General features: G+C 71.8%; 21 protein-coding genes and 1 riboswitch. Of the genes, 7 read left to right on the top strand and 14 right to left on the bottom strand.

The genetic code is table 11. From position 1 onward, the window contains the following. Window positions 1–284: 284 nt before the first annotated feature. The 3 genes from ftsL to mraZ form a co-directional block, all read right to left on the bottom strand. A complete protein-coding gene (gene ftsL / locus ABD901_RS28595) occupies window positions 285–833 on the bottom strand; it encodes a cell division protein FtsL (protein ID WP_345131093.1) in 549 nt (182 codons plus the stop codon). Beyond that, window positions 833–1,804: a 16S rRNA (cytosine(1402)-N(4))-methyltransferase RsmH gene (rsmH, locus tag ABD901_RS28590; protein WP_345131091.1), complete on the bottom strand. Its 972-nt coding sequence runs from the start codon at window positions 1,802–1,804 to the stop codon at window positions 833–835. Before rsmH ends, ftsL begins: the two co-directional genes overlap by 1 nt. A 228-nt stretch (window positions 1,805–2,032) precedes the next feature. Further along, entirely contained in the window at window positions 2,033–2,464 is a 432-nt protein-coding gene (gene mraZ, locus ABD901_RS28585) for a division/cell wall cluster transcriptional repressor MraZ (RefSeq protein ID WP_345131089.1), read from the bottom strand. A gap of 394 nt (window positions 2,465–2,858) precedes the next feature. Between mraZ and ABD901_RS28580 the strand changes: the two genes are divergently transcribed. Both ABD901_RS28580 and ABD901_RS28575 read left to right on the top strand, forming a co-directional pair. Continuing rightward, window positions 2,859–4,103, top strand: coding sequence for a Mur ligase family protein (locus tag ABD901_RS28580; protein WP_345131087.1), 1,245 nt, complete (start codon window positions 2,859–2,861; stop codon window positions 4,101–4,103). After that, a complete protein-coding gene (locus ABD901_RS28575; protein ID WP_345131086.1) occupies window positions 4,093–4,803 on the top strand; it encodes a type 1 glutamine amidotransferase in 711 nt (236 codons plus the stop codon). The genes ABD901_RS28580 and ABD901_RS28575 overlap by 11 nt, the downstream gene beginning before the upstream one ends. A gap of 62 nt (window positions 4,804–4,865) precedes the next feature. Here the strand turns inward: ABD901_RS28575 and leuS are convergent, their stop codons facing one another. Both leuS and ABD901_RS28565 read right to left on the bottom strand, forming a co-directional pair. Continuing rightward, window positions 4,866–7,703 (bottom strand): leucine--tRNA ligase, encoded by a 2,838-nt coding sequence (gene leuS / locus ABD901_RS28570; protein ID WP_345131084.1) that lies wholly within the window; start codon window positions 7,701–7,703, stop codon window positions 4,866–4,868. Window positions 7,704–7,927: 224 nt separating this feature from the next. Further along, window positions 7,928–9,373, bottom strand: coding sequence for a serine/threonine-protein kinase (locus tag ABD901_RS28565; RefSeq protein WP_345131082.1), 1,446 nt, complete (start codon window positions 9,371–9,373; stop codon window positions 7,928–7,930). A 282-nt stretch (window positions 9,374–9,655) separates the two neighbouring features. On the opposite strand from ABD901_RS28565, the gene ABD901_RS28560 reads away from it, so the two are divergent. The 4 genes from ABD901_RS28560 to ABD901_RS28545 all read left to right on the top strand — a co-directional run bounded on the left by ABD901_RS28560 (window position 9,656) and on the right by ABD901_RS28545 (window position 15,307). Next, window positions 9,656–10,702, top strand: coding sequence for an AAA family ATPase (locus ABD901_RS28560; RefSeq protein WP_345131080.1), 1,047 nt, complete (start codon window positions 9,656–9,658; stop codon window positions 10,700–10,702). 2 nt (window positions 10,703–10,704) lie between these two features. Then, window positions 10,705–12,003 carry a DUF58 domain-containing protein gene (locus ABD901_RS28555; RefSeq protein ID WP_345131078.1) on the top strand — a complete coding sequence of 433 codons (1,299 nt, stop codon included), beginning with the start codon at window positions 10,705–10,707 and terminating at the stop codon, window positions 12,001–12,003. Beyond that, window positions 12,000–14,501: a transglutaminase TgpA family protein gene (locus ABD901_RS28550; protein WP_345131077.1), complete on the top strand. Its 2,502-nt coding sequence runs from the start codon at window positions 12,000–12,002 to the stop codon at window positions 14,499–14,501. The genes ABD901_RS28555 and ABD901_RS28550 overlap by 4 nt, the downstream gene beginning before the upstream one ends. A gap of 365 nt (window positions 14,502–14,866) precedes the next feature. Continuing rightward, entirely contained in the window at window positions 14,867–15,307 is a 441-nt protein-coding gene (locus ABD901_RS28545; protein ID WP_345131076.1) for a hypothetical protein, read from the top strand. Window positions 15,308–15,575: 268 nt separating this feature from the next. Here the strand turns inward: ABD901_RS28545 and ABD901_RS28540 are convergent, their stop codons facing one another. Together ABD901_RS28540 and ABD901_RS28535 are read right to left on the bottom strand one after the other, a co-directional pair. After that, window positions 15,576–15,959 carry a DUF3040 domain-containing protein gene (locus ABD901_RS28540; protein WP_345131074.1) on the bottom strand — a complete coding sequence of 128 codons (384 nt, stop codon included), beginning with the start codon at window positions 15,957–15,959 and terminating at the stop codon, window positions 15,576–15,578. A 151-nt stretch (window positions 15,960–16,110) separates the two neighbouring features. After that, a complete protein-coding gene (locus ABD901_RS28535; protein ID WP_345131073.1) occupies window positions 16,111–17,418 on the bottom strand; it encodes a DNA polymerase IV in 1,308 nt (435 codons plus the stop codon). Between the two features lie 67 nt (window positions 17,419–17,485). On the opposite strand from ABD901_RS28535, the gene ABD901_RS28530 reads away from it, so the two are divergent. Next, a complete protein-coding gene (locus tag ABD901_RS28530) occupies window positions 17,486–17,962 on the top strand; it encodes a hypothetical protein (protein ID WP_345131071.1) in 477 nt (158 codons plus the stop codon). A gap of 239 nt (window positions 17,963–18,201) precedes the next feature. On the opposite strand, the gene ABD901_RS28525 is transcribed toward ABD901_RS28530, so the two are convergent. The 7 genes from ABD901_RS28525 to thiS all read right to left on the bottom strand — a co-directional run bounded on the left by ABD901_RS28525 (window position 18,202) and on the right by thiS (window position 23,952). After that, window positions 18,202–19,350, bottom strand: coding sequence for an alkaline phosphatase family protein (locus ABD901_RS28525; protein WP_345131306.1), 1,149 nt, complete (start codon window positions 19,348–19,350; stop codon window positions 18,202–18,204). After that, a complete protein-coding gene (locus tag ABD901_RS28520) occupies window positions 19,350–20,066 on the bottom strand; it encodes a methyltransferase domain-containing protein (RefSeq protein WP_345131069.1) in 717 nt (238 codons plus the stop codon). The genes ABD901_RS28525 and ABD901_RS28520 overlap by 1 nt, the downstream gene beginning before the upstream one ends. A 10-nt stretch (window positions 20,067–20,076) precedes the next feature. Next, window positions 20,077–21,618 (bottom strand): phosphomethylpyrimidine synthase ThiC, encoded by a 1,542-nt coding sequence (gene thiC / locus ABD901_RS28515; RefSeq protein ID WP_345131067.1) that lies wholly within the window; start codon window positions 21,616–21,618, stop codon window positions 20,077–20,079. Window positions 21,619–21,688: 70 nt separating this feature from the next. Further along, on the bottom strand, window positions 21,689–22,483 hold the full coding sequence (thiD, locus tag ABD901_RS28510; protein WP_345131065.1) for a bifunctional hydroxymethylpyrimidine kinase/phosphomethylpyrimidine kinase: 795 nt from the start codon (window positions 22,481–22,483) through the stop codon (window positions 21,689–21,691). Continuing rightward, window positions 22,480–22,998, bottom strand: coding sequence for a thiamine phosphate synthase (locus tag ABD901_RS28505; protein ID WP_345131063.1), 519 nt, complete (start codon window positions 22,996–22,998; stop codon window positions 22,480–22,482). Before ABD901_RS28505 ends, thiD begins: the two co-directional genes overlap by 4 nt. Further along, complete coding sequence (locus tag ABD901_RS28500) at window positions 22,992–23,756, bottom strand: thiazole synthase (protein WP_345131061.1); 765 nt, start codon at window positions 23,754–23,756, stop codon at window positions 22,992–22,994. The genes ABD901_RS28505 and ABD901_RS28500 overlap by 7 nt, the downstream gene beginning before the upstream one ends. Further along, entirely contained in the window at window positions 23,749–23,952 is a 204-nt protein-coding gene (gene thiS, locus ABD901_RS28495; RefSeq protein WP_345131058.1) for a sulfur carrier protein ThiS, read from the bottom strand. Before thiS ends, ABD901_RS28500 begins: the two co-directional genes overlap by 8 nt. Further along, a riboswitch (TPP riboswitch) is annotated at window positions 23,951–24,061 on the bottom strand. It overlaps the preceding gene by 2 nt. Window positions 24,062–24,069: the final 8 nt, after the last annotated feature.

The raw sequence follows: 24,069 nt of genomic DNA, 5'->3' as shown, positions 1-24,069 counted from the left end.
ACGGGAACCCCCTTCCGCGCGGGAACGGGCGGAGGCACCGGCACCCCCCGCGCCGGTGCGACCGCCCGTTCTCTGCCGGCCGGCGTCACCCCCGCGACCGGCCGGATCCCTGCGATCGGCGCCCCCGCGCCGTTCGCTTGCGCCCCGCCGATCTGGAGTGTCGCCAGCCATCGTCCCGACTTCCCTTGTCCGTCCACTATGGACCATCACCGGCCGCCGTCACGGGCATCAGATTCCTGAGCTTCGAGCGGCGGTCGTTGAACAGCCTTGGGTGGTTCCCTGCGTTACTTGCTCGGGCCCGGCATCTCCAGCTTGGTGCCGTCGGGCAGCACCAGGAAGGCCGGCGTGCGCGACGGCACGAGACCCAGCTGCTTCGCCCGCGACGCGAGCGTCACCGGCGACTCCTTGTTGGCCAGATCGCTGCGCAGCCGCTCCTCGTCGCGGTCGAGGTTGCTCTGCTTGGTCTTCAGCGCGTCCAGCTTGAAGGCGTTCTCGGCGATCCGCGTGTTGAGCACGAGGATGCCGATGACGCCGGAGAGCACCAGCACGAGCACGAGCGCCACGAACGGCGCCCGTGGCGCACTGACCGGCGCCGGCGGCGCCACCCGCAGTCGCGGGGACGCCTGCTTCGTGTCGGACGCGTGCCGTTCGGGCGTAACGTCCGGCTTCGTGGTCTCGTGCTCCGGCTGCAGTGCCGTCGCACCGTCGGTCGGGTGGTCCCGTCGCTGCTGTTCGTTGTGCTCAGCGTCGCGCCCCGTGGTCCGGCCCCCCGACCGCGGTGCACCCTGCTGAGTCCTGCGCTGCCGGCTGGCCGGCAGTGTCGTCACGTTCATCACACCTCCCCCGATGTGTCTGTCCTGTTCGGACGTTCCTTGCGTTCCACCGCGCGGAGTCGCACGGACGCCGCGCGCGGGTTGGCCGCTGTTTCGGCCGCGTCGGAGAGTTCTGCTCCCCGGGTGAGCGCCCGCAGCTCCGGTTCGCTGCCGGGCGGCTCGAACGGCAGCTCGACCGGGACGGTCGAGCGGGTCCGCTCCGCGATCGCCTGTTTGACCAGGCGGTCCTCGAGCGAGTGGTACGACAGCACGACCAATCGGCCGCCGGGCCGCAGCGCGTCGAGGGCGGCGGGCATGGCCCGCTCGAGCACGGCGAGCTCGCCGTTGACCTCGATGCGCAACGCCTGGAAGGTCCGTTTGGCCGGGTTTCCCCCGGTGCGTCGAGCCGGCGCGGGTATCGCCTCGCGGACCAGTTCGGCAAGGCGGGCCGAGCTGGTCAGCGGGGACTTCTCCCGCTCCCGGACGATCGACGCGGCAATGCGGGAGGCGAACTTCTCCTCCCCGTACACACGCAGGACCCGCGTGAGCTGGCCGTGGCTGTAGGTGTTGAGCACCTCGGCCGCGGTGGCGCCGCGCGTCTGGTCCATGCGCATGTCCAGCGGTGCGTCCTGGGAGTAGGCGAAGCCGCGCCCCGCCTCGTCGAGCTGCATCGACGACACGCCCAGGTCGAACAGTCCGGCGTCGATCCGCTCGTCGCCGAGGACCTCGGGCAGCTCGTCGTAGACGGCGTGCACGAGGCGGATCCGGTCGGCGAACGGCGCCAGTCGCTCACCCGCGAGGCGCAGGGCCTGCGAGTCTCGGTCCAGGCCCAGCAGCCGGGCCTGCGGGTGCGCCATGAGCACCGCCTCGGCGTGACCGCCGAGGCCGAGCGTGGCATCCAGGTACAACGCGCCGGGCCGGGTCAGCGCCGGGGCGAGCAGCTCGAGGCAGCGCTCGAGCAGCACGGGCACGTGAACGTCCCGCTCCCCCATCGTCGACCCCCTGCCGGCGGCGGGTTCGCGGCCCGCCGTGGTGCTACCGCGTGCATTAAGAAGCGTGCATCGAGAAACATGTGCTGAGTGCGCGAGCGCCGTACCGCCAGCTCCCCATCCGCCCCTCCGCCCTGGCGCCGGGGAAGTGGCGTCAGGACTTCGAGAAACTCTGAGCGGCTGGAGAGCTGCCGGTACGGCGGCCTCAAAGTCGGTAACTGCAGTTGGACCTCACAGCCCTCCCGGCAGCACCCCCTCCTCGATGCCCGCGAAGTCTTCCTCGCTCTCGGCGAGGTAGGTGTCCCACGCCTGGCGATCCCAGATCTCTACCCGGGTGCTCGCCCCGATCACGACCAGTTCGCGGTCCAGCCCGGCATATTCGCGCAGATGCTGCGGGATGGTGACCCGACCCTGACGGTCGGGGACCTCGTCGTGAGCGCTGGCGAAGAACACCCGGCCGTAGGCTCGGGCCGCCTTGTTCGTCATCGGTGTGGCGCGAAGCTGTTCGGCGATCCGGGCGAACTCGGCGCCAGGGAACACGTAGAGGCAGCGCTCCTGTCCCTTGGTGATCACGACACCTCCCGCCAGTTCGTCCCGAAACTTGGCCGGCAGGATCAACCGGCCCTTTTCGTCCAGGCGAGGAGTGTGGGTGCCCAGAAACATGCGGCAACCACCCCTTCCCACCGCGAACGGTCCCCCCGGGGCCGGCCGAGCCCCCCGGCTCCGCCATCGCGCTCCACTGTACTCCACTTCCCTCCACCGTCAACGGAAAACCACCCGATCGCGCGTCAGCGTCCGTGAAGAAATCCCACGTCAGATGGGGTGGTGACGGGTGGAGGAGCCCGGGCGTGCCCGATCGGTGGAGGGTGTTCCCCGTGCCGTGAAATTCGGACAAAAATCCCATCGGTGCGATGTAGCCCGGTGCCGGAGGGCTCGCGGAGGCTTCGGGGTGGCCCCGGTGGAGGAAAGTGGTGGGCCTCCGGCGCCCGGTGGGCCGATTGGGGGCGGCCCGCGCTCCGGGTAGGGTCAGCGCATCGCCGAATACCGTGGAAGCGAGATGACGGACAACAAGCTGCCGATGCGGGCCAAGCTCGCCACCTCACTGTCGCGCGGTGCCGCCGCGCTGTCACGCGCCACCGGCCGGGGCGACGGATCGGTCATCGGCGGCCGGATCGGCCTCATGGTCGACCCGAACCTGCTCGCGGAGCTCGCCGCCGGCCGGCAGATCGCACTGGTCTCAGGCACCAATGGCAAGACGACCACCACCAGGCTGACCGCCGCCGCAATGAGCGTGCTCGGGCCGGTCGCGACCAACAGCCTCGGCGCCAACATGCCGACCGGGCACACCTCGGCCCTGGCCAAGGCGGGCGCCACCCCCTACGCGGTGCTCGAGGTCGACGAGCACTACCTCAAGCAGGTGCTCGACCAGACGATGCCGAAGGTCGTCGCGCTGCTCAACCTGAGCCGCGACCAGCTGGACCGCGCCAAGGAGGTCGCCATGATGGCGGCCCTGTGGCGCGACGCGCTGCCGGGCCGCGGCCTGCACCTCGTCGCCAACGCCGACGACCCGATGGTGGTCTGGGCGGCCGGCAAGGCGGTCGCGCAGGGCACCGGCGTCACCTGGGTCGCCGCCGGCCAGCGCTTCCACGACGACTCGTGGGTGTGCCCGGAGTGCGGCGGGTCGATCGAGCGCAACGGCGAGCAGTGGGCGTGCGTGGAGGGCAACCTGAGCCGCCCGGTGCCGCACTGGACGATCAGCGGCGACGGCGTCGTGGACCAGACCGGCGCGTATCACCAGATCACGCTGCAGCTGCCCGGCCGCGTCAACCGCGCGAACGCCGCGACCGCGCTGGCCGTGGCCGCGCAGTTCGGCGTGCCGCCGGCGAAGGCGGTGCCGGAGCTGGCGAAGGTCGCCTCGGTCGCCGGCCGCTACGCCACCGTGGTCCGCGACGGGCGCACCATCCGGCTGCTGCTGGCCAAGAACCCGGCCGGCTGGCTCGAGTCGTTCGACATGGCCGAGGACGTGCCGACGCTGCTGTCCATCAACGCGCGGGACCCCGACGGCCTCGACACGTCGTGGCTGTACGACGTGGACTTCTCCCCGCTGCGCGGCCGCCGCGTGCTCATCACCGGCGACCGGGCGATGGACCTGGCGGTGCGCCTCGAGGTCAACGAGGTGCGCTTCGAGCACGTGCGCTCGTTCAACCAGGCCCTGTCGTTGGTACCGCCTGGCAGGCTCGAGGTCATCGCGAACTACACCGCCTTCCAGGACATCCGAGCGGAGCTGGACCGTGTCAACTGAGTCGCACCTGCGCCTGATCTGGCTCTACCCCGACCTGCTGTCCACCTACGGCGACCGCGGCAACCTGCTCATCCTGGCCCGCCGCGCCGACCTGCGTGGCCTGCCGGTCGAGTGCCACGAGGTGCGCGCCGACCACCCGGTCCCGACCGACGGCGACGTGTACCTGCTCGGCGGCGGCGAGGACGGCCCCCAGGCCCTGGCCGCCCAGCGCCTGGCCAACGACGGCGGCCTGCACCGCGCCGTCGAGCGCGGCGCGACGGTGTTCGCCGTGTGCGCCGGCTACCAGCTGCTCGGCCAGTCGTTCTTCGCGAAGGGCTCGAAGTACCCCGGCCTCAACCTGATCGACATCGACTCGGACCGCGGCGAGACCCGGGCCGTCGGCGAGCTGGCCGGCGAGACCCACCCGGCCCTGGGCCTGCCGACCCTGACCGGCTTCGAGAACCACGGCGGCCGCACCCACCTCGGCCCCGGCGTGAAGCCGCTGGCCAAGGTCACGACGGGCATCGGCAACGACGGCCAGTCGGAGGGCGCCTGGAACGGCCGGATTCTCGGCACGTACTCACACGGCCCGGCCCTGGCCCGCAACCCCGCGATCGCCGACCTGCTGCTGCGCTGGGCGACCGGCCTGAACATGGAGCCGATCGACGACCGCTGGCCGACGGCGCTGCGCAACGAGCGCCTGACCGCGATCGCCAGGTAAGCAACGAAGGAAGAGGGCCGTCCCCCGCGCGGGGGGCGGCCCTCTCTCTATATATAAACCGGTCAGACGACGACCGAGACCATGCGGCCGGCGACGACGATGACCTTCTTCGGGGTCTTGCCCGCCAGCTGCTCGGCGACCGCGTCCAGCGCCGCCGCGCGCACCGTGTCCTCGTCGGCGTCGGCGGGGACCTCGACCTTGCCGCGGACCTTGCCGTTGACCTGGACCGGGTAGGTCACCGACTCGGCGACCAGGTAGGCCGGGTCGGCCACCGGGAAGTCGGCGTAGGCGACCGAGGTCTCGTTGCCCAGGCGCTGCCACAGCTCCTCGCCCAGGTGCGGCGCGAACGGGGTGATCATGCGGATCAGCGGGTCGGCCACCTCGCGCGGGGTGCCGGCCGCCGAGATCTGCGTGACGCGGTTGGTCAGCTCGATCATCTTGGCGATGGCGGTGTTGAAGCGCATCTCCTCGATGTCGACGCGCACGCCGTCGATCACGCGGTGCAGCAGGCGGCGGGACTCGTCGTCCAGGGTGGCGTCGGACACGCGCACGGCATCGGTCTGCTCGTCGACGACCAGGCGCCACACGCGCTGCAGGAACCGCTGGGCGCCGACGACCGCGCGGGTCTCCCACGGGCGGGAGACGTCCAGCGGGCCCATCGACATCTCGTAGACCCGGAAGGTGTCGGCGCCGTACCGCTCGCACATCTCGTCCGGCGTGACGACGTTCTTCAGGGACTTGCCCATCTTGCCGTACTCCCGGGAGACCTCCCGGTCGCCGTAGAAGAACCGGCCGGCCTGGCGCTCCTCGACCTTTTCGGCGTCGACGTAGACGCCGCGGGCGTCCTTGTAGGCGTACGCCTGGATGTAGCCCTGGTTGAACAGCTTCCGGAACGGCTCCTCCGAGGACACGAAGCCCCGGTCAAACAGCACCTTGTGCCAGAAGCGCGCGTACAGCAGGTGCAGCACCGCGTGCTCGACGCCGCCGACGTACAGGTCGACGCCGCCGACGTCGCCGGGGGTCTGCGGGCCCATCCAGTAGCGCTCGTTGGCCGGCTCGACCAGCTTCGCGCCGTTGCTCGGGTCCAGGTAGCGCAGCTCGTACCACGACGAGCCGGCCCACTGCGGCATGACGTTCGTCTCGCGGGTGTAGGTGCGCGGGCCGTCACCCAGGTCCAGCGTGACCTCGACCCACTCCTTGGCCCGCGACAGCGGCGTCTCCGGCATGCTGTCGGCGTCGTCGACGTCGAACGTGCGCGGCGAGAAGTCCTCCACCTCGGGCAGCACGACGGGCAGCATCGACTCGGGCAGCGCGATCGGCAGGCCGGTCTCGTCGTAGACGATCGGGAACGGCTCGCCCCAGTAGCGCTGGCGGCTGAACAGCCAGTCGCGCAGCCGGTAGGTGATCGCGCCGACGCCGTGGCCGTTGGCCTCCAGCCACTCGATGATCTTCGCCTTGGCGTCGGCGACGCCCAGGCCGTCCAGGAAGGAGGAGTTGATCGCCGGGCCGTCGCCGGTGAACGCCTTGCCCTCAAAGCCCTCGCTCGGCTGGACGGTGCGGATGATCGGCAGCTCGAAGACCTCGGCGAACTCCCAGTCGCGCTCGTCCTGCCCGGGCACCGCCATGATCGCGCCGGTGCCGTAGCCGGCCAGCACGTAGTCGGCGATGAAGACCGGGACCGACCGGCCGTCGACCGGGTTGGTCGCATACGCACCGATGAAGACGCCCGTCTTCTCCTTCGCGTCGGCCTGCCGCTCGACGTCGGTCTTGCCTGCCGCGAACGCGCGGTAGGCGGCGACCGCCTCGGCGGGCGTTGCGGCGCCGCCGGTCCACTTGTCGTTGGTGCCCGCGGGCCACTGCGCCGGCACGATCGAGTCGACCAGCTCGTGCTCCGGTGCCAGCACCATGTAGGTCGCGCCGAACAGGGTGTCGGGGCGGGTGGTGAAGACCCGGATCGGCTCGCCGCCCTCGGTGGCGAAGTCGACGTGGGCGCCGCGGGACCGGCCGATCCAGTTGCGCTGCATCGTCTTGACCTTGTCCGGCCAGTCCAGCCGGTCCAGGTCGTCCAGCAGCCGGTCGCCGTACGCGGTGATCCGCATCATCCACTGGCGCAGGTTGCGCTTGAAGACGGGGAAGTTGCCCCGCTCGCTGCGCCCGTCGGGCGTGACCTCCTCGTTGGCCAGCACCGTGCCCAGGCCCGGGCACCAGTTGACCGGGGCCTCGGAGATGTAGGCCAGGCGGTGGTCGTCGATCAGCTGCCGGCGCTCGACGGCGGGCAGCGCGTCCCACGCCCGGCCGTCCGGCGTCGGGCGCTCGCCGCTGGCGAACTCCTCGATCAGCTCCTCGATCGGCCGCGCCTTGCCCTGGTCGGCGTCGAACCAGGAGTTGAAGATCTGCAGGAAGATCCACTGGGTCCAGTGGTAGAACTCGGTGTCCGTGGTGGCGACGCTGCGCCGGTCGTCGTAGGCCAGGCCCAGGCGGCGCAGCTGGTTGCGGTACCGCTCGATGTTCGCCTCGGTCGTGGTCCGCGGGTGCGTGCCGGTCTGCACCGCGTACTGCTCGGCCGGCAGGCCGAACGCGTCGAAGCCCATCGGGTGCAGGACGTTGTAGCCGGCCATGCGGAAGTACCGCGTGTAGCAGTCCGTGCCGATGTACCCCAGCGGGTGCCCGACGTGCAGGCCGGCGCCCGACGGGTAGGGGAACATGTCCATCACGTACAGCTTCGGCGCGCCCGCGCGGGGGTGGCCGGGGTCGCTGAGCGGGCCGGTCGGGTTCGGCGCGTGGAAGGTGCCGTTCTCGGACCAGTAGTCCTGCCAGCACGCCTCGATGTCCGCCGCCATCGCCGCGGTGTACCGGTACGGCGGGATGTCGACCGCTCCGTCGGTCACTGCCTCGCTCATGACTGTCGCCCACCTAATCTCGGCTTCATCTCGGGATTCCCCAGCAGCATTGTTCCTCATCGGAAAACGGCATGAAAAAACCCCTCACGCAGGAGGGGTCGCCGTGCCGCCGCAGCTAATGCGTCAGCACGGCCCGCTAAGAAGCAGGGACGTCCGGGTCATACGGGCAGTGTACCGCAGCGGACGAGCCGTTTTCCCGCCTGTCTGTCCGAACTCACCCAGCGTCACGCTGCCGTCACCGCCGGGCTGCCGTCCGGGCAGGACACGACGTAGCGCAGCCGCCGGCCGTCACGGTTGAACTCGACGTGCGCCTTGGTGTGCACCCCGAGGTCGGCGCCGACGAGTTCGGCGCCGGGGGCCGGCAGGACCTGCAGGACGGCGACCTTGTGCCCGGCGCAGGCGGCCACGACCACGCCGCCGCCGGTCGACAGGCTGGCGCTCGGCCCGGTGGCGACCCGACCGTTCCCGTTGCCTTCGTTACCCTGATCGCCCTGTTCGCCCCGGTTTCCGTGGTCCTCGGCGGCGGGCCGCGGCACGACGCCCGGGCCCGAGGGCGTGACGGTTGGGCCACCCTGCGTGGTCGCGCCGCCGAGCGGGCCGGCCTCCCCCGTCGCCGGCCCGACCGGAGGCGAGCCGCCGGCCTCGACGCCGGTTTCGGCGACGGGTCTCGTCAGGGTGTACGCCACGAGGAGCGCGGCGATCGCGGCGAGCACGCCGATGGCGGCCAGGACACGCCGGCCCTGGGCCACGGGCTCGATCGGCGTCGAACCGTCGATGCGCGCGACCGGCGCCACGACCCGTGTCGTGTGCTCGTCGGCGTCCGGAGCAGGCTCCTGGAGTACCAAAGAAAAACGCGGAACGATGCCCGCGGCCCGGGCCAGGCGGGCGGCGACCACGACGGCGGCCGGACGGTCCGCGGGGTCCTTGGCGAGGCAGCTCATGCACAGTTCGCGCACGTCGGGCGGGATTCCGGGCAGCTCGGGCAGCGGCTCCGGCGTGACCGTCATGTGCGCCATGACCATCTGCGTCGTCGTCTCGTTGTCCCAGGGCAGCCGGCCGGTGACGCAGCGGTACAGCAGCAGCCCGAACGCGTACACGTCGCTGGCCGGCGTGACGTCGTCGGAGACCAGCCGCTCGGGCGCCAGGTAAGCAGGAGTGCCGAGCACCAGGTCGCCGCCGGGCGCGTCGGGCACGCCCGCGACGCCGACGATGCCGAAGTCCAGCAGCTTGGCCGCGTCCGGCGTGAGCATGACGTTGGCCGGCTTGACGTCGCGATGCACGAGGTCCTCGGCGTGCGCGGCGGCCAGCCCGGCCGCGACCTCGGCGCAGACGCGCAGCGCCGCGGCCGGCGGGAGCGGCCCGGAGCGCAGCCGCTGGTCGAGGTTGGGCCCGCGCAGCAGCTCCATGACCACGAACGGTGCATCGCCGTCGGTCTCACCGTAGTCGTAGACGCTCGTGATGTTCGGATGCGAAAGACGCGCAACGGCCCGGGCCTCGGCGCGGATGCGCCGGCGCCACTCGGCATCGGCGCGAAGCCGCCGCGCGAGGACCTTGACCGCGACCTCCCGGCCCAGCACCAGGTCGTCGGCGCGCCACACCACCGACATGCCGCCCTCGCCCAGCCGTTCGACCAGCTGGTATCGGCCGTTGATGAGCTGACCGGCATCCACCCGCTCAAGTCTGCCCCAATCGACCGCGGCCGACATCCCGGGCAATCGTTTACCCCGGATTTGTCGGGGTACGTCCGGGCGTTCAAAAAATCGCCGCGACCCGCCGGGCGGGATGTCCGCAATAGACGGATTCCCGTCCGGCGCCTTGTCAATTCCCCGGCTAGCCTGAGGGGATACGACGGCTCGAGTTGCGATCCGATGACAACGTTTCTACGCAACCGGGCGGTTCACCTACGGGTCTTACACCTAACGGTGGCCACGGCACGACCATGAGGAGGCCAGTTGACCAGGCACCGCACGTTCGAGGAACTCGGAGCCCCGCTACCCACGCCCGAGTTCCGCGCCGCGACCGATGCGATCGTCGCCAACATCGAACAGGTCATCGAGGGCAAGACCGCAACCGTGCGGTTGGCCTTGGCCGTCCTGCTCGCCGAGGGGCACCTTCTGATCGAGGATGTTCCCGGTGTCGGTAAGACCAAACTGGCCAAGGCCCTGGCCCGCTCGATCGACTGCACGGTCCGGCGCATCCAGTTCACGCCCGACCTGCTGCCCAGCGACGTCACCGGCGTCAGCGTCTACAACCAGGAGACGCGCGACTTCGAGTTCAAGCCGGGCGCGGTGTTCGCCAACATCGTCGTCGGCGACGAGATCAACCGGGCCTCGCCGAAGACCCAGTCGGCGCTGCTGGAGAGCATGGAGGAGCGGCAGGTCACCGTCGACGGCGCGACCTACCCGCTCCAGGTGCCGTTCATGGTCGTCGCCACGCAGAACCCGATCGAGATGGAGGGCACGTATCCGCTGCCCGAGGCCCAGCGCGACCGGTTCACCGCCCGCATCGCGATGGGCTACCCGGACATGGGCGCCGAGCTCGCGATGCTCGACGTGCACGGGCGCCACGACGCCCTGGAGGACCTCGTCCCCGTCTCCGACGGCTCGTTAATCCGCCGGATGATCGCTACCGTCCGTGACGTTCACGTCGCCGATGCGGTCAAGCAGTATGCGGTCAACATCGTCACCGCCACCCGCGAGGCCGGCGAACTCCGCCTGGGCGCCTCCCCTCGCGCCACGCTGCAGCTGCTGCGTACCGCCCGCGCCGTCGCCGCCATCGAGGGCCGGGAGTTCGTGCTCCCCGACGACCTGCAGGCGCTCGCCGTGCCGGTGCTCGCGCACCGCGTCATCCCCACGGCCGAGGCCCAGCTGTCCCGCCGGACCACCGACGCGATCATCGCCGAGCTCGTGCACCGCCTGCCGCTGCCGTCGGACCGCCAGCAGCGCTCGCCGTACGACACGCGGCAGCAGCAGCGGCCCCAGCAGTACGGGGGCCGCTGAACATGCGAGAGGCGCTGCGGGGGCTCACCACCCGGGGTCGTAGTTTCCTGGCCGCCGCCGCAGCGGCCCTGATCGCCGCCCTGATCCTCGGCGAACGCGACCTGCTCCGCGTGGCGATCCTGCTCGCCGCGCTGCCGTTGCTGTCCGCGGCGTACGTCGGGCGGACCCGCTACCGCCTCTCGTGCAGCCGCACGCTCGACCCGCACCGCGTCCAGGTGGGCGCGAGCGCGCGGGTCATCCTGCGCCTGCAGAACCTCTCCCGCCTGCCGACCGGCACCATGCTGCTGGAGGACCGGCTGCCCTACGCGCTGGGCAGCCGGCCGCGCCTGGTGCTGGAGAAGCTCGGCGCGCACCAGGCCAGCTCCGTCGCCTACACGGTGCGCGCCGACGTGCGCGGCCGCTACGAGGTCGGCCCGCTCGTCGTGCGGCTCACCGACCCGTTCGGGCTGTGCGAGCTGACCCGGGCGTTCCCGTCCGTCGACCGGCTCACCGTGATCCCGCAGGTCGTGCCGCTGCCCTCGGTGCGCCTGGCCGGCGAGTTCGCCGGCTCCGGCGACAGCCGCGCCCGCTCCGTTGCCGTGCACGGCGAGGACGACGCGGCCACCCGGGAGTACCGCTACGGCGACGACCTGCGCCGGGTGCACTGGCGCTCGACGGCGCGCACCGGCGAGCTCATGGTCCGCCGCGAGGAGCAGCCGTGGGAGAGCCGGGCCACCGTGGTGCTCGACACCCGCGCGGCCGCGCACCGCGGCGAGGGCCCGACGGCGAGCTTCGAGTGGGCGGTGTCCGCGGCCGCGAGCATCGCGGTGCACCTGCGCCACGCCGGGTACAAGATGCGCCTGGTGACCGACGGCGGCGTCGACGTCGACGCGACCGAGATCGACGGCGACGGCCCGCTGCTCGACCAGCTCGCCGACGTGCGGCTGGCGCAGCGCGGCGACATTGGCACGCTCATCGAGCGGGTGCGCCGCCGCAGCGACGGCGGCCTCATCATCGGCATCTTCGGCCTGCTGTCCTCGGCCGAGGCCGAGCTGCTCGCCTCGTTCCGCTCCAACAACGCGACCTGCGTCGCACTGTTCATCGACTCCTCGACCTGGCTCAACCTGCCGACCGCGGCGCGCGAGGAGGCTGACAAGGCGCACGGCGTCGCGTCGCTCGCGCTGCTGCGCAGCGGCTGGCGGGTCGTGGAGGTGCCGCACGGGGCCAAGCTCTCCGCCCTGTGGCCACAGACCGGCCGGGGTTCGCAGGGCTTCGCCTGGCGGGCCGCATCGGCGGAGAGCGTCGCTGGAGGGGTCCGGTGAACCAACGCAAGCACCTGACGCTGATCGCGGCCGGATCGGCGTTCCTGGCGTCGCTGCCGCTGACCAACGTCTTCGAGAACTACACCTGGGCGATCCGCTCGTTCCTGGTCGTGGCCGTCATGTGCGGCGTCGGGCTGCTCGTGCGCAGCCTCCGGGCGCCGTCGTGGGCGCCGAGCGCGGCCATGGCGCTGTCCGGGCTGCTCGCGCTCACCTGGCTGTACCGCAGCCACGAGGAGTACCTCGGGATCGTGCCCTCGCCGGGCACGATCGTGCACTTCGGGCAGCTGCTGCGCACGGCGTCGGAGGAGATGAGCGAGTACGCGACGCCGGTCGGCGACCGCGAGGGCTTCCTCTTCCTGGCCACGCTCGGCGTCGCCGCGGTGGCCCTGCTCGTCGACCTGTTCGCGGTCGTGGTCCGCCGCCCGGCGCTGGCCGGCCTGCCGATGCTGGCGATCTACTCGGTGCCGGTCACCGTCGACACGGACAGCACCAGCTGGTTCCCGTTCGTGCTCGGCGCCCTGGGCTTCCTGTGGCTGCTCGTCACCGACAACGTCGACCGGGTCCGCCGCTTCGGGCGCCGCTTCACCGGCGACGGCCGCGACGTCGACCTGTGGGAGCCGTCCCCGCTCGCCGCGGCCGGCCAGCGCCTCGGCGCGCTGAGCGTCGTCGCCGCCGTGCTCCTGCCGCTCATCCCGTTCGCGATGCCGGCCGGCCTGCTCGACAGCCTCGGCGGCGGCGCGGGCGGCGGCAGTGGCGCCGGGATCGGCAACGGCAAGAACGGCAAGTCGGTCAGCATGTTCGCGCTGCTGTCCGGCCAGCTCAACCGCAACAAGTCGGTCGAGATGGTCAAGGTGACCGACCTCGACGACACCCAACCGTTCTACCTGCGCTTCAACGTCCTCGAGGACCTCTCCGCCAAGGGCTTCAGCGCCCGGCCGATCAGCGGCGGCGCGCCCGTCGGCAATGGCTTCGGCAAGCCGGAGTGGGGCCCGTCGGTGAAGTCGGCGACCCACACCGCCCGCGTCGAGGTCACCAACGAGCTCGCGATCAACTATCTGCCGATCTACACCTGGCCGACCAAGATCGACAAGGTCAGCAACAACTGGGCGTTCGACCCGAAGACCGCCGTCGTGTACTCCAACAAGGAGACGACGGCCAAGAAGTCCTACAACGTGACGTACACGCGCCCGGAGATCTCCCCCGACGACCTGCGCGCCGCCGCGCCGGTCGACACGAGCAGCCCGCAGCTCAAGGACCTCGCGACCGCCCCCGCCAACCCGGTGGTCAAGTCGAAGGTCGAGGAGCTCATCAAGGGCAAGACGACCGAGTACGACAAGGTCAAGGCGATCTTCGACTTCTTCTCGCCGGACAACGGGTTCACCTACGACACCTCGACCGGCGCCGACACCAGCGGCACGAAGATCGCCGACTTCCTGAACAACAAGCGCGGCTACTGCGCCCAGTACGCGGCGGCCTTCGGCTGGCTGCTGCGCGAGGCCAAGATCCCGGCCCGCGTGGCGTTCGGCTTCGCCCGCGGCGGCTCGCCGGCCGGCACCAAGGCCATGATGCTCACCAACTTCAACCTGCACGCGTGGACCGAGGTGTACTTCCCCGGCTACGGCTGGCTGCCGTTCGACGCGACGCCGTCGACCGCGATCGGCGGCTCCGTGCAGACCTCGTACATGCCGGCCGCCGAGACCGCCAACGGCAACGACGACCCGAACCGGCGCGGCAGCCAGCCGCTGCCGAGCGGCTCCGCCGCCGCGGGCGACCCCGGCCTCACCGGCCACGAGAACCCGGGCAACACGGGCGGCGGCGACATCAACACCAAGCTGTCGCTCTCGCAGCGCGTGGGGAACTTCGCCGCGAGCGCCCCCGGCATCGCGCTCATGGCCGCGGTCCTGCTGCTCCTGCTCCTGGCCCTGCCCGGCTTCGCCCGCGCACGCACCCGCCGCCGACGGCTCACCTTCGCCGCCGCCGGCCCCGGCACGCCCGTCGGCGTCCCGGTCGGCGACGGCCCGCAGATGACCGTCCTGCCGGAGGACGACCGCTCGGCCCTGGTCGCCCGCGACAACGCCCACCGCGCGTGGGACGAGCTGCTGGACACCATGACCGACTACCGCGTGACGATCGACGAGGCCGAGACCCCGCGCGCGACGGTCGACCGCCTCGTGCGCAAGGAGCGCCTGCGCGACAAGGCCGAGTCGGGCGCGCGCCTGCTCAGCACGGTCGAGGAGCACGCGCGGTATGCCCGCAGCCCGCTCTCGGCCCGCGAGCTGCGCACCGCCCTGTCCTCGGTCGAGTCCGCCTTCGCCGCGAACGCGACGCGCAAGGTCCGCCTGATAGCGCGGTTCCTGCCCCCGTCGGTCCTGCGCCGCTGGCGGACCAACGCGGGCATTCGCTCGAGCGCCCTGACGCTCTCGATCGGCCGCGGCTGGGACTCCTTGATGCGCACCTTGAGCGTGCGCCGCATGGTGGCCCGCCGATCCGGCCGCTGACCGCTGTCGAAGTCGAGGGGGACGTCCACCTTTGCCGGGGGCGTCCCCCTTTCTTTGGCGTGTTCGGGCGCTTTTCCGACAAGTCGGGCACTCCGTGCCACGACTTGTCGGATTTATACCCTGACAGCCTATAAATACGGGCAAAGGCCATACTCAGCGCGGCGATCGCCGCTCACCCGGCATTTTCTCTCCACGTTGACGCGAATGACGGCGACAAATCGGACATCGCGAAGAACGTGGAGACATCATGTACTCCCAGGTGCGCTATGTCTCCACGTTGATGGCCATGTCCGCTTGTCGCCGTCGCGCGGGCCTGATCGTGGAGAGAAAACGCCGCTCTGCTGCGAATAGGCGACACTCGCTGCGTGTCGCACGAGATCTTCCGCAGCGTCGAGTTCCCGTTCCCCGGCGGCCGCTTCCCACACCACCGTGGCGCCGTCATCCGGCGCACCGTGCTCACGGGCGAGGAACCGGCGCGCGAGGTGGTCCACGTCGAGGACAACAGCTGGCTGGTCGGCGACTGCGTGAACGACCCGAACCTCCCCGGCGCCGTCGTGGTCGCCCGCATCAGCCCGCTCGCGGACGCCGACCCGTCGCTGGCCGAGCTCGCCGCGCTTCCTCTGGGCCACGTCGCCGAGCGCGCCGACCGGGACCATCAGCATCCCCGAGTGGCTGGACTAGGCCGAATGGCCGCATGGCCGCACCATCGGCGCGGCCCGTCGAGGTCGGCGTCGCGATCGCGGCCGGAATCGGGGACGTCACCGAGCCGAGCAACATCCGAGGCGCCGACTTTGCGCGCCGGCTGAGCCAGTGGCCGGACTGATCATTGAGCTGGGCAACATCCGAGGCGCCGACGTTGCGCGCCGGCCGAGGCCGTGGCTCAGCGAGGTGGGTTGGGCCTTTGGGGGCGCTCGTGCGAGTACGAGGGGCGAGTGGTTCGGGGCCACGAAGGCGCGATGAACTCACAAAGCCCCGCACCGGCCATGGTCGGCCGAGGCAGGGCGTGTGGTACCCACTCTTCGACCTCCACCCTGTGTGCCTGCGGTGGTCGACCGTGGGTCAGTCAGGCCGTCGTCAGAGGTCGCCCTCCGGGCGGCGGCGCCAGCGTTCCTCGAGGCGATCCACCAGGCCGCCGCGCCGCTGTCGGGTGCGGCGCGAGGCCGTGCCGCCGACGGCGTGCAGGTCGGTGGTCTGGCCGCGGCGGTATGCCTGGACGCCGAACGCCAGAGCGCACAGCATGACCAGGAAGCCGCCCACGCCCAGGAGTGGGATGGAAATTGCCACGCCGTAGACAAGCAGCGCCATGCCGGCCAGCAGCAGGATCCCTGCGGCGATCATCCGGCGCTTGGCATGGAACCGCGGGTCGGTGGCGCGCACCGCCGAAGCGAACTTGGGATCCTCGGCTAGCGACCGCTCGATCTGCTCGAACAGCCGCTGCTCGTGCTCCGAGAGCGGCACGGCACTCCTCCCCGGTCGCGAAGGCCGGTCTTGAGGGACCGGCAGTCCGGCACAGCCGGACGGCTGCGTACTGGCAAGTTTACGAGGGGGTCAACGCGTCGGAAAGCGGGACGATGGTCCGGCCGTGCCGATTTTCCGACGAGTGTGGCTCCTATGTCCTTCCATTGTGTCGCCTCTGGGACTCTCCTGCCCCCTCCCCGCCCGGTGCGGCTCCATTTCCGTCGGTGCGCATGCCGTCGCCGCGCAGCAGGCTCGCGGGCTTGACGAGGCCGGCGCCGAACCGCGCGGCGACCGCGTCGGCGGCCCGTTCGGCGTCGCGCCAGCCATGATCACGCTCACCCAGCGTCATCTGCCGCGGGGTGCCATCGGCGTGGACGAGGCCCTCGACGCGCACGCCGACGAGGCGGATGCGCTCGCCGGGTCGGCCGGCCTGGAACAACGCCCAGCCGATCTCGAAGATCTCGCGGCTCACGTCGGTCGGCACGTCTACGGTGCGTGATCGGCTGAGCGTCTGGAAGTCGGCCAGCCGGATCTTGACCGAGACGGTCCGGCCGGCCTGCCCGGCCTGGCGCAGGCGGCGGGCGACCTTGTCCGACAGCGCCAGCATCGTGCGTCGGATGGTCGACAGGTCGCTCACGTCGACGTCGAACGTGGTCTCGGCGCCGATCGACTTCTCCACGTGGTCGGGAATCACCCGCCGGGGGTCACGAGCCCAGGACAGCTCGTGCAGGTGGTGGGCGGCGGCGTCACCCACCGCCGAGCGCAGCATGCCCACTGGCGCGGCGGACAGGTCGCCGATGGTCTTGAGCCCCAGCCGCTGAAGGGACTCGGCGGTGCGCTCCCCCACGCCCCAGAGCGCCTCCACGGGCAACGGGTGCAGATATTCCAGTTCACGCTCCTTGGGAATCACCACCATCCCGTCCGGCTTGGCGCGCGTGGAGCCGAGCTTCGCCAGGAACTTCGTCGCGGCCACCCCGACCGAGCAGGTGAGCCGCTGCTCCTGCGCCACCCGCCGCCGGATCATCGCCGCGATCCCGGCCGGCGGCCCGAGCAGCCGCAGCGCGCCGGCGATGTCGAGGAACGCCTCGTCGAGCGAGAGCGGCTCGACCAGCGGCGTCACGTCGCGGAAGATCGCCATCACGGCCCGGGAAGCCTCGGTGTAGGCCGAGAAGTCGGGCGGCAGGAAGATCGCATGCGGGCACAGCCGCTGCGCCCGGGCGCCCGGCATGGCGCTGCGCACCCCATACTTCCTGGCCTCGTAGCTCGCCGCCGACACCACCCCGCGCGGACCCGCCCCGCCCACGATGACCGGTTTGCCCCGAAGCTCCGGCCGCCGCCGGATCTCCACCGACGCGTAGAAGGCGTCCATGTCGACGTGCAGCACCGTGCAGCCGGTGTCGTCGGCGTCGGGCCCGAACTCCCCGGCTCCTCCACGCGGTACAACCTGACTTCGCCCCACATCGCGAACCTTAGCGGGACCCTCTGACAAAATTGACGAAAACTTAGGTTTGCCTTACCTTCCTGGCATGGCCTATGTCGCGATGACCTCGCCCCTGGCGCCGGTCGTCGCGGCGCTCGAGGGCCTCCGCCGCCGCCAGCCGGCCCTGACCCGCTGCGTCACCCCCGGCCTGGTGATCACTGCGACACCGGAGTGGTCAAGAGCCATGAACCCGGAAGCCGCAGCGGTACTCCTGGTCGCCGGCTGGACCCGAGCCCGCCGCGTCCCGTTGCTGATCCCGGGCGAGACGTTCGTCGACCGCACCGGCCGGCTTGGCGTGCGGCGCGCCCACGTCGCCGTGCTGTCCGACGACCCGTGCGCCGTCACCCCCGGCGTCGTGGTCGCGCGGGACCGCGCCGAGCTGCTGGACCTGGTCGCGGAGCACGCGGGCGACGAGATGCCGGCCTGGGAGCTGGCCCGCCACGTACGCCGCCTGACCGCACTCCTCGCCATCCCGGCTTCACCCCTGCCGGTCACCCGCACGAATCGCGCATTCAGCGCATAAGCACGTAGGCCGATCGACCGCGCTCCCGTTTCCCGGGCCACAGCGCCCCGACAGTCGGCCGATCGAGCGGGGCGCCGAGCAGGCGGTCGAATCGTTCTATCGGCGCATAAGTCAGACCCCGCGCCGGACCAAGACGCCGGCTAGCACCTTTCATCCGATTTTTCGCCTGGCGGGGTATAAATCCGACAAGTCGTGGCGCGCCAGCGCCCGACTTGTCGCAAAGCCCGAGCGGCCGAAGCTCAGCGGCGGACCAGCAGCAGAGGGATCTCCATCTCTGCCGCCGTTGCCGAGCCGTGGAAGGCGATCATCTGGGACAAACGAGCGGGCTCGTGTGCGCTGGCCAGGACCACCCAGCGCTCCCGGCAGGCCACGACCACGTCGCCGATGCGGGTCAGGTGCGACTCCGGGACGGTGCCGAACCAGCCGCGCGCGACCGCGTCCTCGCGGAGCAGGACGTCGGCGCCGTCGGACAGGATCTCGCGCCAGGCGGACAGGACGTCCTGCTCGGCGCCGGGCTGTGTGTGCAGGTAGCGGACCCGGGGCTCGCCGGCGACCACGGTCACGCCTGCCGTCAGGCGCGGGTCGAGGTCAAGGTCGATGCGGCGGTCCGGCGGAATGTCCAGCTGGCCGTGGTCGGCCGTGACGACCAGGGCCGAATCCGGGGGAAGCGCGTCGGTCAGGCGGGTGATCAGGCGGTCGGCGTCCGCGGCGGCGGTGTGCCATTCGGGGGTACCGATGCCGAAATCGTGGCCGGCGCGGTCCACGTCCGGGAGGTAGCCGTAGACCAGGCGCGACTCGGACAGGGCGCCGATCATCTCGTCGGCCACCGCGTCCGCGGCGGCGCCGGGGCCCAGGCGGGCGCCGCGGTACGCCGAGCGGGTCAGGCCGCTGTCGGTGAACGCCGGGTTGGTGACGACCGTCGGGGAAAGGCCGGCCTCGTAGGCGCGCGTGAACGCCGTCGGGACCGGCTGCCACTCGGCCGGGTCGGGCTCGTCGGTCCAGTAGAGGTGGTTGACGACCTGGTCGGTGCCGGGGCGGTTCAGGGTGAAGCCGACGATGCCGTGGCGGCCCGGAGCGGTGCCGGTGCCCAGCGTGACCAGGCTGACGGGGGTGGTGGACGGAAAGCCGGCCGTGATGCGGCGGGCCTCGCCGATGCGGCCGGCGGCGATGTCGGCGATCGTGGGTGCCGACGGGGCGGCGGTCGGGAGCTGGTGCCAGCCGAGGCCGTCGAGCAGCACGACGGCGATGCGCTGGACGCCGTCGAGCGAACGCGCCAGGGCCAGCGGGTCGGGCTCGCCGGCGACGCCCAGCGCGTGCAGGGCGCTGGGCATGATGTCGGCAAGGCTGCCCGAGCCGTACCGCGGCGAGACCGGCTCCAGCGGGTCCATCACGAGCGGCGGGCGAGCAGGTGCAGCTGGGTGGCGATGTCGCGATACGGCGGGGTGCCGGCCACGACGAGCTCGAACGCCGCCAGGGCCTCCGGCTCGCTCTCGGCGACGGTGCCGGGGACCAGGTCGGCGACGACCCGCACGCCGTGGATCTGCTCGACGGCCAGGCCGCACTCGTCCAGCAAGGCGGTTGCGGTGTCGGCGCTGTAGCGGCGGCGCAGGCGGTCGCGCGAGTCGCCGCTGCCGGCGGGGCTGGCCAGCAGCAGGGAGGCGGCGGCGATGTTGCCGTTGATGGCCCGGGCGAGCACGGCGGCGGCGCGGTTGGCCACCAGGACGCTCGCCGCGCCGCCGGGGCGCAGGGTCCCGGCGAGCGCGGCGACGACCTTGTGCGGGTCGTCCACTACCTCCAGCAGGCTGTGGCAGAGCACGAGGTCGACCGTCTCGGGCTCGACCAGGTCGGCGAGGCCGTCGCCGTCGCCCTGCACGGCCCGCACGCGCTCACCGACGCCGGCCTCGGCGGCGCGGCGGATGAGCGCGGCGAGCGCGTCGGGGCTGGCGTCGACGACCGTGACCGTGTGGCCCGCGAGCGCCAGCGGCACGGCGAACCCGCCGGTGCCGCCGCCCACGTCGAGCACGTTGAGCGGCCGGTCGGCCCGGGCAAGCTCACGGCGCAGCACCTGCCAGACCACTGCGGTGCGGGGTGCAGAAGACTCCACATGACCGACACTAGTGGAGCAGCGGCAGGTACACCTGACCGCCCGCCGCCGCGAACTCCTCCGACTTCTGCCGCATGCCGAGCTCGGCGTACTCGCGCAGGTCCTGGCTGATCTTCATCGAGCAGAACTTGGGGCCGCACATGGAGCAGAAGTGCGCGGTCTTGGCGGGTGCGGCCGGCAGGGTCTCGTCGTGGTACGCCCGCGCGGTGTCCGGGTCCATCGCCAGGTTGAACTGGTCCTCCCAGCGGAACTCGAAGCGGGCCTTGCTCAGCGCGTCGTCCCACGCCTGCGCGCCCGGGTGGCCCTTGGCGAGGTCGGCGGCGTGCGCGGCGATCTTGTACGCGATCACGCCCGCCTTCACGTCGTCGCGGTCGGGCAGGCCGAGGTGCTCCTTCGGGGTGACGTAGCACAGCATCGCGGTGCCGTGCATGGCGATCATCGCGGCGCCGATTGCGGACGTGATGTGGTCGTATGCGGGCGCGACGTCGGTGGTCAGCGGGCCCAGCGTGTAGAAGGGCGCCTCGTGGCACCACTCCTTCTGCAGGTCCACGTTCTCCTTGATCTTGTGCATCGGCACGTGGCCGGGGCCCTCGATCATGACCTGGACGTCGTGCTCCCACGCGATGCTCGTGAGCTCGCCGAGGGTGCGCAGCTCGGCCAGCTGGGCTTCGTCGTTGGCGTCGGCGATCGAGCCGGGGCGCAGGCCGTCGCCGAGGGAGAACGCGACGTCGTAGCGGGCGAAGATCTCGCAGAGCTCGGCGAAGTTGGTGTACAGGAAGTTCTCCTGGTGGTGCGCGAGGCACCAGGCGGCCATGATCGAGCCGCCGCGCGAGACGATGCCGGTGACCCGTTTGACGGTCAGCGGCACGTACCGCATGAGCACCCCGGCGTGCACGGTCATGTAGTCGACGCCCTGCTCGGCCTGCTCGATGATCGTGTCGCGGTAGGCCTCCCAGGCCAGCCGCACCGGGTCGCCGCCGACCTTCTCCAGGGCCTGGTAGATCGGCACGGTGCCGATCGGGACCGGCGAGTTGCGCACGATCGCCTCGCGGGTGGCGTGGATGTGCTTGCCGGTCGAGAGGTCCATGACCGTGTCGGCGCCCCAGCGGGTGGCCCAGGTGAGCTTGGCGACCTCCTCCTCCACGCTCGAGGAGACCGCGCTGGTACCGATGTTGGCGTTCACCTTCACCAGGAACCGCGACCCGATGATCATCGGCTCACTCTCCGGGTGGTTGACGTTGTTGGGCAGGATGGCCCGCCCCGCCGCGATCTCGTCGCGCACCAGCTCCGGCTCGACGTTCTCGCGGATCGCCACGAACTCCATCTCCGGGGTGATCACGCCCCGGCGGGCGTAGTACAGCTGCGTGCGCTCGGTCGGCCCGCGCTCGGCGATCCACGGCGCCCGCAGCGCCGCCAGCCCGACCGGCGGGTCGTTGAGCGGCCCCGACGTGTCGTACAGCCGGACCGGCGGGTTGTCCCCGGTCAGCTCGACCTCGGCGAAGGGCACCCGGAGGTCGGGCCGGGAGCCGGGCACGTACACCTTGCGTTTCATGCGCTCCTCCTGCAAAAGGGCATGGCGAACCAGGCCCCTCCACATCAAGGGGCCTGAAATGTCCGAAATCTCAGAGACCCCAGGCGAGCGGCCCGTGGCCGGACCCGAGGGTCCAGTCCGCGGACCGGACGAGGGCGGAGTGGACGTAGGACTTGGCGCCCGACAGCGCGTCGGGCAGGGACGAGCCGCCGGCCAGCAGGGCGGCGGTGGCGGCGGCAAAGGTGCAGCCGGTGCCGTGGTTGTTGGCCGTGTCGATCCACGGCGCACTCAGCAGCGTGACCTGCCCGTCGTGCCAGACCGCGTCGACGGCCTCGGCACTGCCGCGCAGGTGCCCGCCCTTGACCACCACGCAGCGCGGGCCGTAGGCGGCGAGGTCGGCGGCGGCCTTGACGGCGTCGTCGGCGTCGAGCACGTCGCGGCCGAGCAGTACCGACGCCTCGCGCAGGTTCGGCGTGACGACGGCGGCGTGCGGGAAGAGCAGCTCGAGATACGCCCGCTCGGCGTCGGCGGTGAACAGCCGGTCGCCGGAGGACGCGACGAGGACGGGGTCGACGACCAGGGCCGGCAGCCTCGGCGCGTAGCGCGCGACGAGCGCGACGGTCTCCGGCGTGGCGAGCATGCCGGTCTTCACGGCGGCGACGGGCAGGTCGTCGAGGACGGCGTCGAGCTGCGCGGCGACGAAGTCCGGCGCGACGGCCGAGATGCCGCGCACGCCCACGGTGTTCTGCGCGGTCAGCGCCGTGATCACGCTGGTGCCGAACACCCCGTGCGAGGCGAACGTCTTGAGGTCGGCCTGGATGCCGGCGCCGCCGCCCGAGTCCGAGCCCGCGATGGTCATCGCGACGGGAGGGTTCGGGCCGCTCATGCGGTCAGCAGCTCCTTCACGAACCGGGCCGGGTCCTCGGCCCGCATGACCGCACCCATCACGGCCACGCCGGCCGCGCCCTCGTCGAGGCAGTCGCGGACGCGGACCGCGGTGTCGACCCCGCCCAGCGCGTACACCGGGACCGGCGCGACCTGCGCCATGCGGCCCAGCGCCGCCAGGCCCAGCGGCGGGCCGTAGCCGGGCTTGCTGCGCGTCGGGTAGATCGGCGAGAGGGTGGCGAAGTCGACGCCGCCGTCCTCGCCGGCCGCGACCAGGTCCTCCTGGCAGTGGCACTTGCGCAGCGCCGGGTCCTCCTCGAGCAGCAGCCGCCCGCCGACGCCGTCGAGGGCGGTGCGCAGCGCCGAGGCGAGCTTGAGCCGCCGCCGCGGCGGGAGGTCGTGCTCGCGCAGGACGACCGCGCGGGCGCCGCCGTCGATCGCCATCGCGATCACCTCCTCCAGCGGCCGCTCGGCCTGCCGGCGGTCGGTGAAGACGATGAGGCCGGGCTCTACCACGGCATACCTCCGGTCGGGCTGGATGCGGTCGCGTGCAGCCGGCGCGGGATGCGCCCGGCGCCGTAGGCCAGCCGCCCGGCCCGCACCGCGAGGCGCATCGCCTCGGCCATGCGCGCCGGGTCCTCCGCCCGGGTCACCGCGGAGGCGAGCAGCACGCCGTCGCAGCCCAGCTCCATGGCCAGGGCCGCGTCGGAGGCGGTGCCGATGCCGGCGTCGAGGATGACCGGGACGGTGACCTTCTGCCGGATCAGCGCGATGTTGTGCGGGTTGCGGATGCCCAGGCCGGAGCCGATGGGCGCGCCGAGGGGCATCACGGCGGCGCACCCGGCGTCGGCGAGGCGCTGGGCGAGGATCGGGTCGTCGCTGGTGTACGGCAGGACGACGAAACCGTCCTCGACCAGCTGCGCGGCGGCGGCGACCAGCTCGACCCCGTCGGGCAGGAGGGTGTCCTCGTCGCCGATCACCTCGAGCTTCACCCACTCGGTGCCGAATGCCTCGCGCGCCAGGTGGGCGAGCTTCACCGCCTCGGTCGCCGTGTAGCACCCGGCGGTGTTGGGCAGGACGCGCACGCCGCAGCGCTCGATGACGCCGAGCAGCGACGGCGCGGCCGGGTCGAGCCGGCGCAGCGCCACGGTGACGAGCGCGGTCTCGCTGGCCCGGATCGCCGCCTCCAGTGCGGCGTGGCTGGTCGCGCCCCCGGTGCCGAGGATGAGCCGCGAAGAAAGCTCCTTGCCCGCGATGAAGAGGCCTTCATCCACCCTGCACCGCCGTGAGCACCTCGACGTGATCGCCGTCGGCGGGGCGGGTGTCCGCCCAGCGCGCCCTGGGCACCACGTCCCCGTTCAGCGCGACGGCGATCCCGCGCGGGTCATCCCCGGCGAGCGTGCGCACCACGTCGGCGACGGTGGTGTCGTCGTCGACGGTCGATGCGACGGCATTGACTACGAGGTGCATACGGCTCACTCCTGCCTCCCTGCGCCGGCATGATCCGGATCAGGTTCGACGGTCGGGGGCTCACAGCCCCCCTCTCAGCCCGGTCACACCGGACTCCCGTGGGGTACGCCTCGACCA

It is taken from the genome of Dactylosporangium darangshiense, from assembly GCF_039537565.1.
Taxonomy (GTDB): Bacteria; Actinomycetota; Actinomycetes; order Mycobacteriales; family Micromonosporaceae; genus Dactylosporangium; species Dactylosporangium darangshiense.
The sequence above is the reverse complement of the archived record's forward strand: the minus strand, read 5'-3'. Positions and strand labels throughout refer to the sequence as shown.